We start from the raw sequence: 16,689 nt of genomic DNA on the forward strand, positions 1-16,689 counted from the left end.
AATTCACATCTCGGAAATAACACGACCTTCTGACAGAGAGTGGGGTGCTGGTCTCTTCGGTAGAGCAACTACTGTATTATCTCGAAAAGGCCTGAATTCTCTTTCACTATTAGATTTGTATTGAGAAGTGATGGTCATCCGTAACCGTCAACTCATCAATAGCAGGTTGCTGTCCTTTGGCTGGATTCACCGCCCCTTCATAGATATCATAGGTGAGCTTGTCATCTTCCGTATTCGCCCTCATATAGATCGGAATTATTTCGTCAATATCCTCTGAAGCGAGGTTTTTGACCGCCAGATATGGATAGAATAGCTTGTGCTTGGCGAGTGTTCTCGCCTTTCCTGTTTTGGCCTCGATCACTAACATCGTGCGTCTTCCCTGCTTGCGAGTGATGATGATGGCATCAACCTCTACTTGGCCATTATTGTGATAGAATTCATGAGTGAGAGTTGAGTGGGGTCTGAATCCGAAGGAGAATGAAGATGCGACCGTAGTTGGTGCCGTTCCAATAACATTGCCATCCAAACCAAGTGAGCGCCCTAAGAGTCCCGTCGATAGGGCCAAATTCACATATGAAGACTCAGAGAAGTTGGGAAGAAGCCGGTATGCATCAAGCATATCTCGAGCCTGTTGGTTGAGCAAACCAACGTCCTGTCCTCTTTGTGTAAAATCCAAACGCACTCTCTCTGAGGTGGGATACTGCTGTTCCTGGATAAAGAAATCCTCCAATTGGTCTTCCACCTGGACTAGTGCAAAGGCTGTCCCAATACCATCGGGGGCATGACCCAGCCGAAACACCATCGTCTCTCGCTCCCGTAATTCGGAGGATAGTTGGCGGAGTGTATCGATAGAGATCTCCGCTGCTGTTCGATAGTCCCTGGGATCCTCTTCGATATCCTCTAGATAGTCTCGAAATGACTTCGGTCCGAAGAGACCGTCCCCGTTCCCCTCGAGCTCTTGTAGCGCAGGTTCCCAATGATTCGCAGCCACGACTAAGTCAATTAGTCTGGTCGAGAATATAGTTTGCTACGGAGACGGGTATTTCTACAGAAGATATAGGATCGTGGGTGTAAAGTGATCGATAGGGGTTCAATGGCGAACACTACAGAGTGTCCATTTTGTCAGATCGTGGATGGAGATGCTGAAGCTACCGTTCTGTTAGAGAGTGAGGACTATATCTGCTTCCTTGACAAGTATCCAGTGGCTGAGGGCCACTCGCTCGTCATCCCGAAGACCCACGTAGAACGTTTTGAAGAGTTGGATGACCCTCATATTTACGAGTTCCTTGAGCGGGCGCATGAGGTGGTCTCTGCGGAATACGAGCCCGATGCAACGAATATCGGCCTCAATAATGGTGTCGCAGCAGGCCAAACGATTCCCCACCTCCACTGGCACATCATCCCGAGATATACGGGCGATATGGACAACCCGGAAGGAGGGGTGCGTGGGGTGATTCCTGACAAGCAAAAGTATTAGAGTAGGAGAATCCGGCCAGTCAGAACAATCTAATCGAGCTCTCAATCGGTTTTAATAATCAGCAGAGATAGTTTTAGACATGAGTTCATCACTCCTATTGGAACAACTGGCAGACGATTTCGCTACAACCATTCCTGCTATTGACGCCCAGGCAAACCACAATCGATGGAAGCCAGGTATTGGTCCATTCGAGGAAGACAACCAGATTGAGATGCTTCGAGAAGTACTCGAGGAGGAGACAGACTACTCGATTAGGACAGAGGTATCCTATCTCGAGGGAGGACAACGAGTAGATCTCTTCCTTGAGACTGACGAGGTCCAGGTTCCGATCGAAGCGAAACTTCTTCGATTTCGCTACGATAACGGAAATATCGACCCGAACAGTTTCGCGAAGGTGTTTAGCCCCTTTCCTGAGCAATCTACCTCCACGCTACTCACGGATGCTCAGAAGCTCTGGAACAGCGCCTTCACCGAAAGCGGTGGATTACTCGGTCTCTATTATGAACCAGTAGATGAGTTTTATGAGGAAATGACGCCTGAAGCGATTGCTGAGAAATTCTGTCTTGATGTAGGCTATTGGTATGGTTTTGACGTGGAGACGAGTAACATCGCTTATTTCGATGGATTACGCCATCCAGTGCATCAGCAGGGAGCGGTCATTACGTGGGAAATCATATCGTGATCAGGATTTTCGAAGTTATATGAATAACTGACCACCGATTCCTGATTTACTGGAGATATCATCTGTTTCAATCCAGATCTACGGCGGTTTACGGAAAATGAAAACTATTCCTGTTAATCCGATGGATTGCCGTACGTATACTCGAGTACGGTATCGCCGCTACCGTCGAGGACAATGATCACGTCACCATCTTGGTTCCAATTTTGTTGATTGTATCCCCAGTGGATCGTATCGTCAGTATCCGATCCAGGTGCCGTGACGATCCTAACACTCTCATCTGGTTCTAGCGTGAACCCAGCTGGGAACGTGACTGGACTAAAGTTCCGTCCATCGACGACACCGTGGTCATATCGATCACGCACAGTCCAGCTAGACATATCAACAGTGTTGTCGCCGACATTTGTCAGCTCGATCCATTCGTTCTCAGGATCGCTCCCCTGGACGTTCATAGCTGTGACTTCGATATCACCCTGAACCTCAGCTGCAGCACTGACAGGTGACTCATCTGCCTCGTCCCCAGTCTCTCCGTCATCGCTAGTGGATTCGTCCTCGGTATTTTCCGTTGTTACGGTATCCTCATCCGACTCGTCTTCCTCTGCATCGTTTTCCTCCGCAGTAGTGTCTTCTTCGGCTGTCTCTAAGGCCGCTTCATCCTCATCGTCTTCCTCTGCGCTCTCCGCGGCATCGTCTGTAGTGTCCTCATCGCTCTCTGACTCATAGGCACTATCTTCCTCCACACCGAGATCATTAGAGTCACTCTCCTCTACTTCCTCGTCAGAACTATCGTCTTCACTCGGTGGTGAGTCTGAACTACCTTCCTCCACGTCGGTTTCTGCTTCTGCCTCATCTCCATCGTCATCTGCCTCTGTATCGTCTCCACCATTAGCTACGTCGTCGTCAACATCAGGGGCTGTCTCGTCGGTTATATTGTCGGTCTCATCAGTATCGACATCTGGAGCGACTATCATTCCGGTCATCATTCCGACGAACACCAGTCCGACGATCATCCACGTTGAGAGGGCGATACCGCTCTCTCTACTGATTCGCTGGCGAGTGGTCGGAATAGCAAGTATCGCAACACCAGCAAATATTATTGCAGCAATCAATCCGCGGAAGAACCCGAGGATTCCCTCACCACTTACCAGCATCGATAGCGCCAGGATACAGAAAAAGATCCCAACAACCCACTGTAGAGTACTTTTTATTTTACTCATTCGTGTCACCACCCCAGTCTCCAGTTTGATCTGTATTCTATGAACATTATTCAGCAACCCACACTTTCCTATAAGAGCTACCATCTCATATATAGATGCGTATAAGATAGAAAGTATGAATGAGTTCTGTCGACCGTACGTGGCACGAACTCAGTTTATACGAAGGGTGGCTAGATGCTATTGATGGTCCAACAATTATATCGGTAGATCGGTATTCAGTGAGTTCAATATCAGATCAAAACTACCGTCTGTATCCAACTCAATGGATGGCTCTCACTATACACCGAATGTAGTAACACTATTTGATATCGTAGAATCCATGATTCGATATCGGGCTCAAAACACATTGGAGTGGTTCTGTTGAAACCCTCTTCAGGTCTTGCGATTCGCTAAGGAGCTAGTTTTCAGTCGGATCCGCGAAACCCGGTGGAAAGAGTAGCTCTTCTCGATGTCATCTCTGAAGGATTTCAACGGAGCCATTGGAGTCAAAGATCTCTATGGTTTTAGTAAGAAATCGTAAGTATCTATTCGGACTCGAGCATTTTCTCGAGGTTCTATTAACCAACATTCGGGGATGGTAATGAGAATTTTGTTGGTTAAGACGCGAGACTTTGAGGACCCGGGCTCGGTCAGTTGGTCGCTATACGACCGGCGCCTCTATGACGAGTCTCAAGTTCCCTTTATCCGGGTGCTCGTGGATATAAGGAGTGAGCGCCAGCAGTACCACAATACCTTTGAAGGACGACGAAGCGACCTACTGATTGCCGTTGCACTGACCTGATTCCTGGTCGATTACAAGCAAGTGGATCCGGAACTCACTGAGCACACCTAGCAGTTGGCAGCCGACCGATTCTTTGAGGACGATCTCGAATCTAAGAACAGGTTTGTAGGAAAGGTCAAGTACCTATAGTTTGAGTTCTATGATATGCGTCCGACACGTCGCGCGTTACTGTGCGCTGGGGGAATAGCAGTCTGTGCAGGGTGTGCAGCAGAAAGCGAAGAAGATGTCGATAGCGGTGTTGTTCTAGAGGAGGACGGCATTGAAGCAACTCGTGAGGAATCAGTTGATCTCACAGAAGGTCAGACAGTTACCGCAGCGATATCTGGTCTCGGCGATGGAGATCGGGTCCTGTTCACAGTTGGAGATGGAACTGGATTCGTTCATCGCGAACACATCTATGAGGACGGAACAGACGAATACGAGGTCAAAGAAAGCGGGCAACACTCGATTCAGACTATCCCTGAACGTCACGAGAATCCGATGAACGAGGACGTTATCGTCGACGTAGAGATTGATATTAGCGACCCATGACTCCTACTGGCTTACTGTAGGTGCCCTAAGGTCTGGGTGAAGGAGTTGGTGTTTTGCTCGAGGATTTCCATCATCTGAGAGAGAGCTGTTGCCACATGAAGGCAGTCTTATCAACGTATTGGTCTTCGTGGGCCGTCCAGAGAACCTATAGAAATCCAAAATGGTCCACTGGGTACCGGTATCACATATTAGTCGTACGAGACCATGTCCAAAACCAACTCCAGATACTCTTCTTCGGAAATGTCTCCGTTATTGTAGTCCTGAGCCCAGTCTGGAAATACAGTATATCCACCAAGATCGTTTCCTTGGCTATCCATGAAGATCACATGAAGGTACTCAGATTCATACCCGGAGTCAACAAGAGTAGCATATGAAAGAGCGATAATTCGAACTTCCTCTTGATCTATCTGCTCCGTAGAGGTTGGTGAATAGTAATCAAGAAACACATGATCCTCACCATCTAAATACGAGACATGGATATCGTTTTGTTCCAATTCGGATTCAAGATCATCTAGCGAGTCTATGTCATCGTCCTCGCCGGCGGCACCGAATACAACCGACCAAATTACGAGCCCGAATACCAAAGCTATGCCTCCAGATTTCACACCTCCGTTTGGATCAATTCCAGGAATCTTTGCGAGTTTCTCGGCCGTCCCCCAGTAATTATTGCCGACAGCAACTCCGAGTATCACTGGGAAGAGAACAACCGAAGCAAGTGCACCTAAAAAGTACCCATACCCCACTAACAAATTTCGTATCGTCGATCCGGGTACCATTCCCGGGACCCTCTCGGGGAGAGACATATCTATTTCTTCAAAAGAATTGTTATAGTGGTTTCGGATATTACCGATGGGCACCCACACTCACTAAGAATATTCCACCGAAGTTGATGTTAACCAGCGAGCGTACTATTTAGCCTCTAAGTAGCTCTAGTTACAAAGAGAGAATATGGCGAACTCTCTTATATTTCTCAATCCGGTAGCGTAGACTATCGCAGCTGGTGGATCAATTCTGCTACTGAAATCGTCCGCCACAGAGCAGCTATGTCGCACGGGCTGGACGGCCTATCCGGGCCGTCTGTAACCTCGAGGAGAAGAGTAGACGTTTAGTCGGACTCGAGAATACTTTCGAGGTCCTCTTCTAAGATTTCTTGGCCGCAATGCGGGCACTGATCGATCTTCCCTCGAGCAGCCTCGATAAACCCAGAGGCAAGAATCGATGCCGGCAGTGCGAAGAGTCCAATCCCGGTAACAGCGATTACTGCTCCGAGTACCTGACCTATTGGAGTGACTGGTGTGACGTCACCGTATCCGACCGTTGTCAGCGTGATCACGCCCCACCAGAGTGACGCAGGGATCGATGAGAATTCCTCTGGCTGCGCACCGCGTTCAGCGAAGTACATCAGACTCGAGGACATCAACAGAATAATCGTTCCTACAACCGAGGTGATGACCAATTCTTCCCGTTTGAGTTGGAGCACTCTGACGAAGAGCTGAATGGACTCCGAGTAGCGTGCCAGTTTGAACAGCCGTAGGAATCGAAGCAAGCGCAGTGCTCGGAGGAATCGGAGGTCAAGAATTGCTCCGAAGAAGAACGGCAGAATGGCTAAAAGGTCGATGATCATGTACGGCGAAACTGCGTATCGCAGTCGACCCCATATCGGATGTTGATAGTCCGGATGTTCTGTCGCCGCCCAGAGTCGGCTGATGTATTCGATTGAGAAGATCGCGACCGAGATCGCTTCGAACCAGAGGAACTCGGTAGCGTATGAAGCGTAGAGTGAGTCGACGGTCTCGAGCATGACCGCAATGACGTTCAGGACGATAAGCCCCATGATGAGGTGGTCAATGTGGCCTCCTGTTCGGCCACCAGCACCTACTTTGAATAGTCCATGCACCCAACTGCGGGTTTCGTGGTACCCCATAGAAATCACTGGCAATAGATTTGTGATAGACTTATCGACATACATTCTGTGTGATGACTCGAGGTCGGGTGAGAGGTCTCGAGTGAGTGTTCGGCCTTGCAGTGATACTGTGCTAGATTCGATTCTGCGGCGGCGGTGAGCTGGTTAACTTTGGCCCAACAAGATGTTCACTGCGACGCTGCAAACGACTGCAGCATGATTAGGTGGTTATCACCCCATCATCGATATGTCGCTACAGAACGTTTTACCCCAAGATCGCGTCTGTGGCGATGTTTCCACCCCTCTCCCCCACTCCCCACTTCCATGACGGCTAAGCTACGGTGCAGTTCGCTTTCCTCTGATGCCTCAAATGTGCTCTCTATACGACAGTGCCGTGTCTCTGGACGAGACGTGGTTGCTATGGCCAGCGCTTGAGATATCCTATACGGGGCCACCAGTAGAGTGGGTCACAGGGACGGAAAACGATCGAGGGCAGACTACGATCGCTTTATTCTTTAAGTGGTTCTGGCCACAAGGTAGAGCTATGACGGGAAGTTGTTCTTGAGTGTTTCTTAATTTAGTAGCGCAGGCTATCGCTGCTACTGAATCGATATAAAAATTCGAAAATCTTAATTCAAATACTGCTATTGCCACTCTTCGAATAATAGTTAGATTGGTTGTACAAAAACAGCTAAATTTTGAGAAGAATATGGAGTCTATATTGAAACACAGTCATCAATAATCAATCTGAATAGGAATATGTTATTGGGTTAACGTCTCCAGTTGTATGTGTTTGTACACCAGGGGCGGATTCCAATTCCTCTGATAGTAGATATGCCCACAAATTATTGAATTTACTGTATCTGCCCGTTCTCTCCGGTATATTCGCTTCGAAATATTCTCTGAAATCCCCTCGCTGCGCTTCTTCGACCTCTTGTAGATAATTATATGCATATTGAAGGATTGCTTTTCGTTCTCTTTTAGTCATTTTTCCACCAGAAATATCTGCATTTTCCACCCAGTTCTCGATCTCAAGATCCAATTCCGGGGGGAGTTCCTCATCACCAATATATCGCCACTTCCTGTTCCCAGATTCAATTTCATCACAGGAGTTCAACGCATCTCGAATACAGTACATCCACAATCCGTCGAAATTAGTATAGTGGGCAGTATAGTTAGGTAGTGACTCTACTATTTCCTCCTTTGTTGCCGTCCCACGTTCCTGTATGTAGTTGTACGTATGCTGAATCATAGCCTGCTGCATTTCTACTGCTTTTCCGCTCCCCACAGGATCCTCATCTAAATTCTTGATCCAGTCATCAACTTCAGTTACTAGCACTTTCTGTTCTAATTCAGGAGACACATATCTCCAAAGACCTCTGGTCCCACCTCCTGGTTCCTGAATCCGCGGGAGCCTAGACAGATTATCACGTAGATAGTTCGTCCAAGAACGATCAATTTCGTCTGGTGAAAGGCTATTAGATGATACTTCCAACAGATAGTTCCTAATGTTTTCGCCTTTTGCTTTCTCCTCAGTTCGAAGAAAGTTGTATGCCTGGAGAACATGTTCTGCACGTTCTTCACGTACCTCCTCAGTCCTCCCTGGAAGATGTGTCCCCAGTATCCCAAGAATATCTTCTGAACTTCTTGGTAAGTCATCATCTGTAGGATCACTACGTAGATCTTGAGCTAACCCGTCTATGAACGAATTTACTTCACGCTCAATATCCGGAGCCAAGGAATCGTTTGTCTTATCAACTAATAAATCTATCATGGCCCTCTTGACACTATCCTTGTTGTCTTTGAGTTTCTTGATTCCCTTCTTTCTCGTATTCAGTTGTTTCTCAAGTTCATAAGATTCGGCAGACTCTATCATGTCCTTTGATAGAATTCTCATATTCTCCCATTCAGAATCTAATTCGCTGATTGTAGTTTCAAACAGTGCCCCTTTCACGGTATTAGCTGAACTGGTGAGACTCAAAACCTGGAATTTCTTTCCGTTCGTCAACAGACCCCAATCTGTTTCTGTCTGCCGCATATAGCTTCGCAACTGCTCACGGTCATCTTCTATTAAATCATGCCCACCGGCTTTAGCTTCAATAATTACCTCTGGTTGTTCACCAATGAAAAGAGCATAGTCTACCTTGATTTGGGTTGTTCCGGCCCGGACCGAGTATTGTGTCCGGACGTCGCTGAATCGATCCCACCCCAGTAAATCAATAAGAGGTTGAATGAATTTCATCTCAACATCACTTTCAGTCATCTCGGGGAATGTGTCTATGGTCGCTTGTGAACGCTCAATATAATTGGCTAAGTCTTCACTCATGTTCTTGGTCATGTCTTTGATCGCATGTATCATATAATCCAATGGTGAATCCGAGGATTGTATCGATAGGATCGGCTAACACAAAATTATCTTACACGGAATGTCAGTTAATTAAGGACGGTCTGTATACACCAAGGGGATCACAGTTCCGCCATTATTGGATTTGTCACCCGCATATAGATCATCGATACTACATTCGTAATAATCGAAAGGAATTAATTGTTAACAGACCATCAGTAGAAGTCGATAACTGATATGGTTAGGAAAGATAAGGATCACCAGTGTCCAACATGTGGCGATCAGTTTTCATCAAACTGGGGAATGAGGTCTCATCATAAGCAAGTTCACGGAGAGAATGTTATTTCGAACGAAGATATCCTCGAGTGGATTCGAGATACAGCCGAAGAATTAGAGCGTACACCAACTCAAACAGAAGTTGAAGAACATGTAGAGCAATTTAATGTTGGAATGTGTTATAACCGTTTCGAATCCTGGAATGAGGCCCTACAAAAGGCTGGCTTTGAGCTCAACTTGGCACGGAACCCCACGAGAGAGGATTTGCTTAGTGAGATAGAAATCGTACGAAAGAAAATCGGACGTGTACCAACTACAGAAGAGATGGACAACCATGGACGATACTCTTCTACTACCTATTGGAAAGCGTTCGGCGAATGGAGCAATGCACTAGCTGTTCTGGGGCTAAGTCCACCTCATGAGCCGACCAAACCAGATCTTCTTTCTGAGGTTCAGCGACTACACGAAGAGATTGATCGAGTCCCAACAAAGCGAGATATGCTTTCGGATGGAAAGTACTCCTCTCAGGTATATTCAAACAGGTTTGGAAGTTGGAACAAGGCGATAAAGAGTGCTGGATTCAAACCAAATCTGGCACGGGGTGAGGTGACGTATACTCCGTTGGATTACGGTAGTGGTTGGAACGAAGAAAAGAAGGAACAAGTTCGAGAACGAGACGATCGGATATGTCAAAATCCTGGCTGCGGTAGGACTGAAGAGGAACATATTGAGGAGTTTGGCATGAAGCAGCCTGTTCATCATATCACTCCAGCAGATCAAATCAACAATCCAGAAGAGAGAAACGATCCAGACAATCTCATCACTCTTTGTTGTGATGGCTGTCACCAGAAGTGGGAGGGGATTCCTCTTCGTCCAGATAACCGGCCATAGATTCAACTACAAGTATAGAAAGCAAATCAAACACAGGGGTTCTATAAGAGATCGTAGATGTTGGCAGAGTTGTGCTAAACCAAGGGAGCAGCTAGCCTCCGTTTCCGTTATTCGTGTAGACGGAGACCGTTGTTCGAAGTTCCCGTCGAACTGCCTTCGGGACGCTTTCAAGCCCTGCAGCCGTCAAGACGTATCCGAGTTCCCCCTGCCAATCAGGATCTGTGTCTACGATCGATGCTTCCCCTAACGCTATCGCTAGTGATTTCCACAGCGATGCTTGCTCATACAGATCCGGTGCTTCGGGAAGGTATCCAATGAGACTCTCTGGTGCGAGCACGATCAGTAGATCTCTATGGCGGGTGAATGAGACGTTGATGCGGTTTTCAGTCAGCAAGAATTCATCTTCAGCAGCGATATAATTTGGGTCAGAGACAGTTGCGTTTACCACCATCAAATCGCGTTCCCCGCCCTGGAATCGATTGACTGTCTCGACCTGAACTGCTTCTCCTTCCATCTCGTCCGCTGATGAGTCGTCTCCAGCGACTGTATAGCCGTGTCCTTGCAGCTTCGACTGAACACGGCCGCGTTGCGCATTGTGTGGCGTCACAACACCCACGTCAGTGGCAGGATCGGTTGCTATAACAAGCGCTTCCGTCAGTGCACTCTCAATAGGGTTCGATTGCTGGTACTGCTTCTGCCCCGTGTAGGTAAGCAGTGCAACTGTCGTTCCGTCATCAAACAAAGGAATAAGGGGGTCTTTGAGTTCCTCCATAACCGTTTGTACAGGTTCAATCCCGTCTCGACCAGACGAGTACTGAATCCTGTCTTGCTCGTATACAGACTGCTGCACGAATTCAGCCGTCCATTCTCCGAACCGATACGTCGTCTCCAACTGAATCAGCGCGATTTCCACAGCATCTGGATCACGTGGACACATAACCTGTGACTGTTGCTCCGATTCCAGTACGTTATCTCCTCGAAGGAGTCGGAGATAATCTAGTGTCGAGAGGTATGCCGCTGTCGATTGGATATCTCGGCGGCTTATCTCGTCCCAGTCGTGTTTTTGAACAGGTGGCAACTGTCGATGGTCTCCTCCGACGAGGACTTGGCCGTGTTCGTGGAAGCCGCTCCCAGCCAAAAGAAAGTTCGGCAGCTCTAGCATTGAGGCTTCATCCACGGCCAGCAGGTGCCACAACTGCTGTTCAGCGCGGGCCCGTTCGTCTGGATTCGAGCCAGGAGCTACTTCCTTGAGAAACCGCCACGACCGCGTCGTTGTCGCGAACACCAACGTCAGCGGCTGAGCTGTCGTTCTCTCTGTATCGTTGGCTACCGAATTCTCCTGATCAGACGTTGTAAACGAAAATAGCTCAGATTGCCCTTCCCCTCCGACTGTGGGCTCAGCTGAATCAGTGGATACCGATTTCCCGGTCCCGGTTTCATCCTGCAAATGTAGTGTTCCTTCCGATCGAAGGCGCTGAGTGATCCGACGGATTCGTTGAGCATGGTCCTCATTGTTATAGTTCGCGTATGTTACGCCACCAATCGGTTCGGCTGGCTCTTCTCCGATCCGGACCAATTCAATATCGAGATTGGTAGCTGCTAACGGTCCCTCATCCATTGCTTCGTCCAAAAGATCAGCGACGTCCGAGAGCAGTTCGTCAATTGCTGTGTTTGATGGCGCAGTCACTAGCCCGTTTACACTCACACCGTTATGGGCACCTGCGTACAACCGTGCAAGTAACGCTGGTGCCATTGTTGCCGCGGTTTTGCCTGTCCCAGGCGGTCCTTGCAGCGCGACGAATTGCCGGCGGTCCTCGGTGATGAACTCTCGTTGTTTCCGGCTGGGGTACGTATCTTCGCCAACGTTCTGACGCAACCAGGTTGAAACGGCATCAACTCCATCCGGACCTCCACCTTCTGAGGAATTACCCGATACGAACAGAGGCGTTTCGGGCTGGTGTACATGTCCATGCCTGACTGCTTCAAGACGCTGATGAAGTGCGTTCGTATCTGCGTGATCTAATGCTTGTTGGGCGCGTTCAGCTGTAATATCATCTGTCTGTGGATCAAGGATGAGCCACTTGCCTGGTTCAATGTGAACTGTGTAGTCGTCATCAGCATGGTTGGAATTAGTCGTCCAGTTTGCGTGCGGTTGTCCAAAGTCACCACCATCATTCCAGAAATTCCGGAGTGAGAATTGGATTTGATCCTTGTCGGTATCTAACTGCTGGATAGTCGCATTAACGCCCCGTTCGATCTCATAGGGTCGTGTCACTTCTGCTCCAACCATTCCTGGGTCATACGGATTGGCGACCATCCAAGACCCACTTGACGTACCTTGTGCTCCTTTCTGCCGGCAAGCACGTTTGACCTGTTCCCCCTCATTATCGAACAGTAGATCGTGTCCGTAGCGGAGCCGCCCAGTAACATGGAGTGTATTCCGGTTCTGCTCAACAACCTCAGTCACGTAAACAGGGATCGATTCACCTGCGAGTACCCGCTGCAGTGGAAACTGCCGATACAGTTGATGTTTCTCCTCCCGGTTCGCACGGTATTCCTCGTGGAGATATTCCTTAGCACCGTCAGCGAGTTTTGGTGGATCGAACGTGTCAATATCCAACTCTGCGATCGGAAACGGTTCTTTGCTCAACAATGAATCTTTGTAGCTGAGCGAGCGTTCGACGTGTTCCAGCAGATCGCACAGATGTCGCCCTAATGTTTGGACATCTGTCGGGCCAATTTCAGCCGTGGGGTCGCCATCACGGTACCGATACTGATTCAACTCGAACTCTGCCAGAGCAGACTCATCGATGCTCTCTTTTTCCTCCCAGTTGTCGTCGATCCGTCCGACAGCTGCCCAAAGATATGCCAATGGAATTGATGCGTCGTGCCGCATCCGTGTGTTGATCCCATCAAACCGATCTGCCTCTTCTGGGTTGATCTTGATCCCGATTCCGTCGTTACTCTCGCCCTCGAGGTCATTCTTGCGGAGACTACGTTTTGCCTCTCGTACAAGATCATCTACGCTGATGTCGGGATACTCAGCGGCCGCGCCGATGTCGAACAAGCGACGCGAAAACACGTGCCGGATATCATACGTGTCTTGTGTATTTGGTGGCGAATACGACCACGAATCACGGTCTCGCGGCTTGCTGTAAGCCCCATCGATTGACGGATAGAGTTCTTGATAGGCGTGCAGTAATCCGGGTGACGGTGTCTCTAAAATAATATGAGACTCTATTTCTGACCGAAGCGTTGATACCATCGAATCATCCAGTTGCCCGGTTCCTTCCACTGCTGACCGGAGCGCTCCACTCTCCTCAAGATCCGGATGCCGGTCAAAGGCCTCAAAAAGCGCATTGTACTCTTCTTGTGTGTATACGTAGAAATGCAGTGGTGGATCGCTTTGTGCCGCCCCTTCCAACGAAAGTCCATCTGAGATCGTCCGAATCGCCTCAAAAAGCTCCGAACAGAACTGTTTGAGCAGCAATTGCTCATACTCGTCTGCAGCGGTAGTCTTGTCCGGTGCATCCTTAGAAACGACTGAGAGACGTTGCGGTGCGCTATCGCTTGCTGTGGCTGCAACACGCGCACTCAACTGGATTAGACGATCCCGAAGGTGATCATATTGTACATTCAGATAGACTCGAACCATCGACCCGTTCTGCCACTCGTGGTTACCTGGAGCCTCGTCGTTGGGTTCGTCGTCCGGCAGTGAACAACAGCCACTCCCCGGTAACCAGTTCTGAGGACGATCACTGATTCCATCCGGTTTCGCTTGCAGTGCATCAAGCATCGCCTCTGCCCGATACACGAGTTGCGGGAACAATTCACCGACACCGGGCGTCCGAGACAAGGTCTTATACGTGTCAGTTTGAAACGACCCCCTCTTGTACGATATCGGTGTCCAGTCCTTCTCACTCGGGGTCTTGCACAGCGCAGCAACATCCGCAATTGTCCGCACCCCGTGCTTACGCAGCGTCTGCTGCTGTGAAACAGTCAGTCCAAGAAGCCGAATATCGCCGTACTCGAACGATTCCGTAACACATCCCTCATTGTATGGGCACGTACCGCACTTGCCGTCGAGTTGAAACTCAACACTCTCCTGATCAGTTCGCAGCGCAGTCATCAGTGGCGACTCCGAATCAAGCAGCCGATGAATATCAGCAATTCTGGGGTCGATATCGAATAATGGGAGGGTCTCACGGGTAACCGGTGTCACCGATGTTTCCTGCGTAATGACACCACCTGAAATCGTAATGTGATTAATTGAGAGATCATCAGTCTGCTTGATGAGCTGCTGAAGGACCGCCGCATATGCCGCTGCCTGAATCTGGTGATAGACTTTCTCCTCGCTTGTCCGTTTGACGTCAATCACGCGGACTTCAGCGCCCGAAGAGGTGGCCCAAATAAATATGAGGTCAGCATCACCGTGGATTCCCTGTCCATCAATTTCACCGGTTAAGGTCACTTGATACAGGAGTACCGGGCTCCCCTCCCAATCAGACTTAGCAGAGGTCGCTGCTCGCAGCTGCTGCAGTACTGCCTCGTGGTCGTTCTCGAGCCTCTTTTCCTCGTCATCACCTTGGCCGCAGTTGAATGTCTCTCGGGTGTGAGCATCAATTCGCCTGTACACCTCCGATTCAAATTCTTTCCCAGCTGACGACAGCAGAATATTCAGCGGATCAAACCCTTCCCGGAACTCCTCGGATCCGTGGTTCGCTGTACCACTAATCTCCTGAATCCGATGTTTTGCATACCGTGCGCACTGCTTGTGGCTGATATACTCCGCAATGGCTGCCGGAGGCAAATACTCTGGAACTAGTGTCCCCTCATTTTCACCCATTGTCTGTAGTCATTATTGGTCATCTCTTGGGACCTACAAAATGATATCGGCGCAGAATATACGTAACACTGTAATCTTCTTCCGTATCCACAGTGGTGATCTGAGCGTACTTCGTATCAGTAATCCGTTCAACAGAGAACTGATCCGCGCGAGTAAACTCGCCGAGAGCCGGTCCGCTCTCGAAACCGACGAAGACACTGACATAGCCACGGGCACGAAACCTCCGAACTCGGATAGAGTTGAGATTGAGATACTCCCGCCGAATCTCAGCGTCCCCACCAGTCACCGCCACCTGGTGATGGAAAGCTCCAACGAACCCGCCGGTCCACTCGAAAAGCGTCCTGCAGAGTCCAACGGCAGCGCCGACTGAATCAAGCCGACGATGTCGGACACGCCGCCGGATCACCGGCTCGGAGTCGGCTACTCGAGGAACCAACACCGAGCCACAGCCAACGATTGCAGTGTCTACACAGTGTCGCGCATTGCCGACACATCGATTTTCCGTGATAGAATTTACGAACATAATAGTGTGAAATTAGATATAGATATATAATGTCTCAAAATATAGTTGTTCAAAATAGAGTCGGCAGGAAAAACACTTTTACACTCTAGTACAACGAGGTACCATGTCAGCCGAGGTAGGCCGCTTAGTAAGAAAATTGATTAGTAATGTCACCTGCTACGATTGTGACTCAGAGCTGAATCTAAAATTAGAAGATTTAGACGAGGGATCTGATCTTCTTTATGAGGGTAACTGTTCATGTAGCGACTGTGATGCCAAATATGCCATAGAAATAATGGATACAGGCTATGCACTGGATTTAGATGCATACCGAACAGATATCGAAATTCAATCTGATATTGGCCAGATGGGGATAACAACCCGAAAAGAAAAATTGCAAAAGCAGACTCATCCAGCTAGGAATTTAATAGAGGGGCTAAATGAGTTGAAAAATGCGCTCTTGATACTTGATCAAAACCAAACACAAATTCATGATGTATGTGAAATAGTCCGTGAGGAAGGAATAATAGGAAATAGTGTAGCTCATCAAAAAGTAATAGCTGCATTGCACAACTACATGGCAAGCTCATATACTTTTGAAGAAATATTAAGCACTGTAGACCCAAATCTACCAACAGATGGCCCAGTCGAGTCCGCAAAGTCCGATTTTGAGGAAAGGAGTCGGGTGATTATTGGTCTAAGGATATATACTCAACATCATCTCTCTCTGCCATATTCTTTTACTCGTTTTAAGAATGAAGACACAGACCAATGGGAAATGACGATCACTATAGCTTTAGAAGATGTCAAAATGATTGATTCGGACACAGATCGGCATCCACCTGACGGCTACATGAAGGGGTCCTCCCATCATTATAGCGGAATCGAAGGAGAGAAGATAAATGTCGAAAACCGAATTAATGCCCACTATACTAGTGCACAGAATTTGGTCTCAGAAATATACGACTATGCCAACGAGGTACATGAAGATGAAATTGAAGACTATAAAAAATCTACAACATACAAATATAGCGAAGATGAAAATTTAAACTGATATTTAGAATACTAATATGGGTTCACTTTGATTAGGAGTAGTGAAGAAAGTGGCTTTGCTGGATAACAGCGACAAATAACCTCAATAAGGCCAGCTACTCTTCACTTTCTTCCTCGAGTAGCCGCCAAATGACGTCTTCATAGCTTTCCCCTCGAGACTTTCGCTCATATAGTTCATCAGCAAGTTCC

12 protein-coding genes are annotated in these 16,689 nt (G+C 48.3%); 6 read left to right on the forward strand and 6 right to left on the reverse strand.

Features of this window, described 5'->3' with window-relative positions; all coding sequences use genetic code 11:
• Positions 1 to 109: 109 nt before the first annotated feature.
• Positions 110 to 802 carry a DUF6997 domain-containing protein gene (locus ACFEMD_RS19410; protein WP_394742932.1) on the reverse strand — a complete coding sequence of 231 codons (693 nt, stop codon included), beginning with the start codon at positions 800 to 802 and terminating at the stop codon, positions 110 to 112.
• Positions 803 to 1,093: 291 nt separating this feature from the next.
• Here ACFEMD_RS19410 and ACFEMD_RS19415 point away from each other — a divergent pair, with 291 nt between their 5' ends.
• Together ACFEMD_RS19415 and ACFEMD_RS19420 are read left to right on the forward strand one after the other, a co-directional pair.
• Positions 1,094 to 1,477: an HIT family protein gene (locus ACFEMD_RS19415; RefSeq protein WP_394742933.1), complete on the forward strand. Its 384-nt coding sequence runs from the start codon at positions 1,094 to 1,096 to the stop codon at positions 1,475 to 1,477.
• A 79-nt stretch (positions 1,478 to 1,556) separates the two neighbouring features.
• Complete coding sequence (locus ACFEMD_RS19420) at positions 1,557 to 2,159, forward strand: transcriptional regulator (RefSeq protein WP_394742934.1); 603 nt, start codon at positions 1,557 to 1,559, stop codon at positions 2,157 to 2,159.
• A gap of 113 nt (positions 2,160 to 2,272) precedes the next feature.
• Here the strand turns inward: ACFEMD_RS19420 and ACFEMD_RS19425 are convergent, their stop codons facing one another.
• Positions 2,273 to 3,373 (reverse strand): lamin tail domain-containing protein, encoded by a 1,101-nt coding sequence (locus ACFEMD_RS19425; RefSeq protein ID WP_394742935.1) that lies wholly within the window; start codon positions 3,371 to 3,373, stop codon positions 2,273 to 2,275.
• 925 nt (positions 3,374 to 4,298) lie between these two features.
• On the opposite strand from ACFEMD_RS19425, the gene ACFEMD_RS19430 reads away from it, so the two are divergent.
• A complete protein-coding gene (locus ACFEMD_RS19430; RefSeq protein ID WP_394742936.1) occupies positions 4,299 to 4,685 on the forward strand; it encodes a hypothetical protein in 387 nt (128 codons plus the stop codon).
• 188 nt (positions 4,686 to 4,873) lie between these two features.
• Here ACFEMD_RS19430 and ACFEMD_RS19435 read toward each other — a convergent pair whose 3' ends face one another.
• The 3 genes from ACFEMD_RS19435 to ACFEMD_RS19445 all read right to left on the reverse strand — a co-directional run bounded on the left by ACFEMD_RS19435 (position 4,874) and on the right by ACFEMD_RS19445 (position 8,926).
• Entirely contained in the window at positions 4,874 to 5,488 is a 615-nt protein-coding gene (locus ACFEMD_RS19435) for a hypothetical protein (RefSeq protein WP_394742937.1), read from the reverse strand.
• A 302-nt stretch (positions 5,489 to 5,790) separates the two neighbouring features.
• A complete protein-coding gene (locus ACFEMD_RS19440) occupies positions 5,791 to 6,609 on the reverse strand; it encodes an ion transporter (protein WP_394742938.1) in 819 nt (272 codons plus the stop codon).
• 721 nt (positions 6,610 to 7,330) lie between these two features.
• Positions 7,331 to 8,926, reverse strand: coding sequence for a type I restriction enzyme HsdR N-terminal domain-containing protein (locus ACFEMD_RS19445; protein WP_394742939.1), 1,596 nt, complete (start codon positions 8,924 to 8,926; stop codon positions 7,331 to 7,333).
• A gap of 243 nt (positions 8,927 to 9,169) precedes the next feature.
• Here ACFEMD_RS19445 and ACFEMD_RS19450 point away from each other — a divergent pair, with 243 nt between their 5' ends.
• Positions 9,170 to 10,099 (forward strand): homing endonuclease associated repeat-containing protein, encoded by a 930-nt coding sequence (locus ACFEMD_RS19450; RefSeq protein WP_394742940.1) that lies wholly within the window; start codon positions 9,170 to 9,172, stop codon positions 10,097 to 10,099.
• A gap of 91 nt (positions 10,100 to 10,190) precedes the next feature.
• Here the strand turns inward: ACFEMD_RS19450 and ACFEMD_RS19455 are convergent, their stop codons facing one another.
• A complete protein-coding gene (locus ACFEMD_RS19455) occupies positions 10,191 to 14,945 on the reverse strand; it encodes an AAA domain-containing protein (RefSeq protein ID WP_394742941.1) in 4,755 nt (1,584 codons plus the stop codon).
• A gap of 40 nt (positions 14,946 to 14,985) precedes the next feature.
• On the opposite strand from ACFEMD_RS19455, the gene ACFEMD_RS19460 reads away from it, so the two are divergent.
• Both ACFEMD_RS19460 and ACFEMD_RS19465 read left to right on the forward strand, forming a co-directional pair.
• A complete protein-coding gene (locus ACFEMD_RS19460) occupies positions 14,986 to 15,315 on the forward strand; it encodes a hypothetical protein (protein ID WP_394742942.1) in 330 nt (109 codons plus the stop codon).
• 256 nt (positions 15,316 to 15,571) lie between these two features.
• Positions 15,572 to 16,501, forward strand: coding sequence for a hypothetical protein (locus ACFEMD_RS19465; protein WP_394742943.1), 930 nt, complete (start codon positions 15,572 to 15,574; stop codon positions 16,499 to 16,501).
• The last annotated feature ends 188 nt before the right edge of the window (positions 16,502 to 16,689 follow it).

The organism is Natronococcus roseus (genome assembly GCF_043677095.1).
Lineage (GTDB): Archaea > Halobacteriota > Halobacteria > Halobacteriales > Natrialbaceae > Natronococcus > Natronococcus roseus.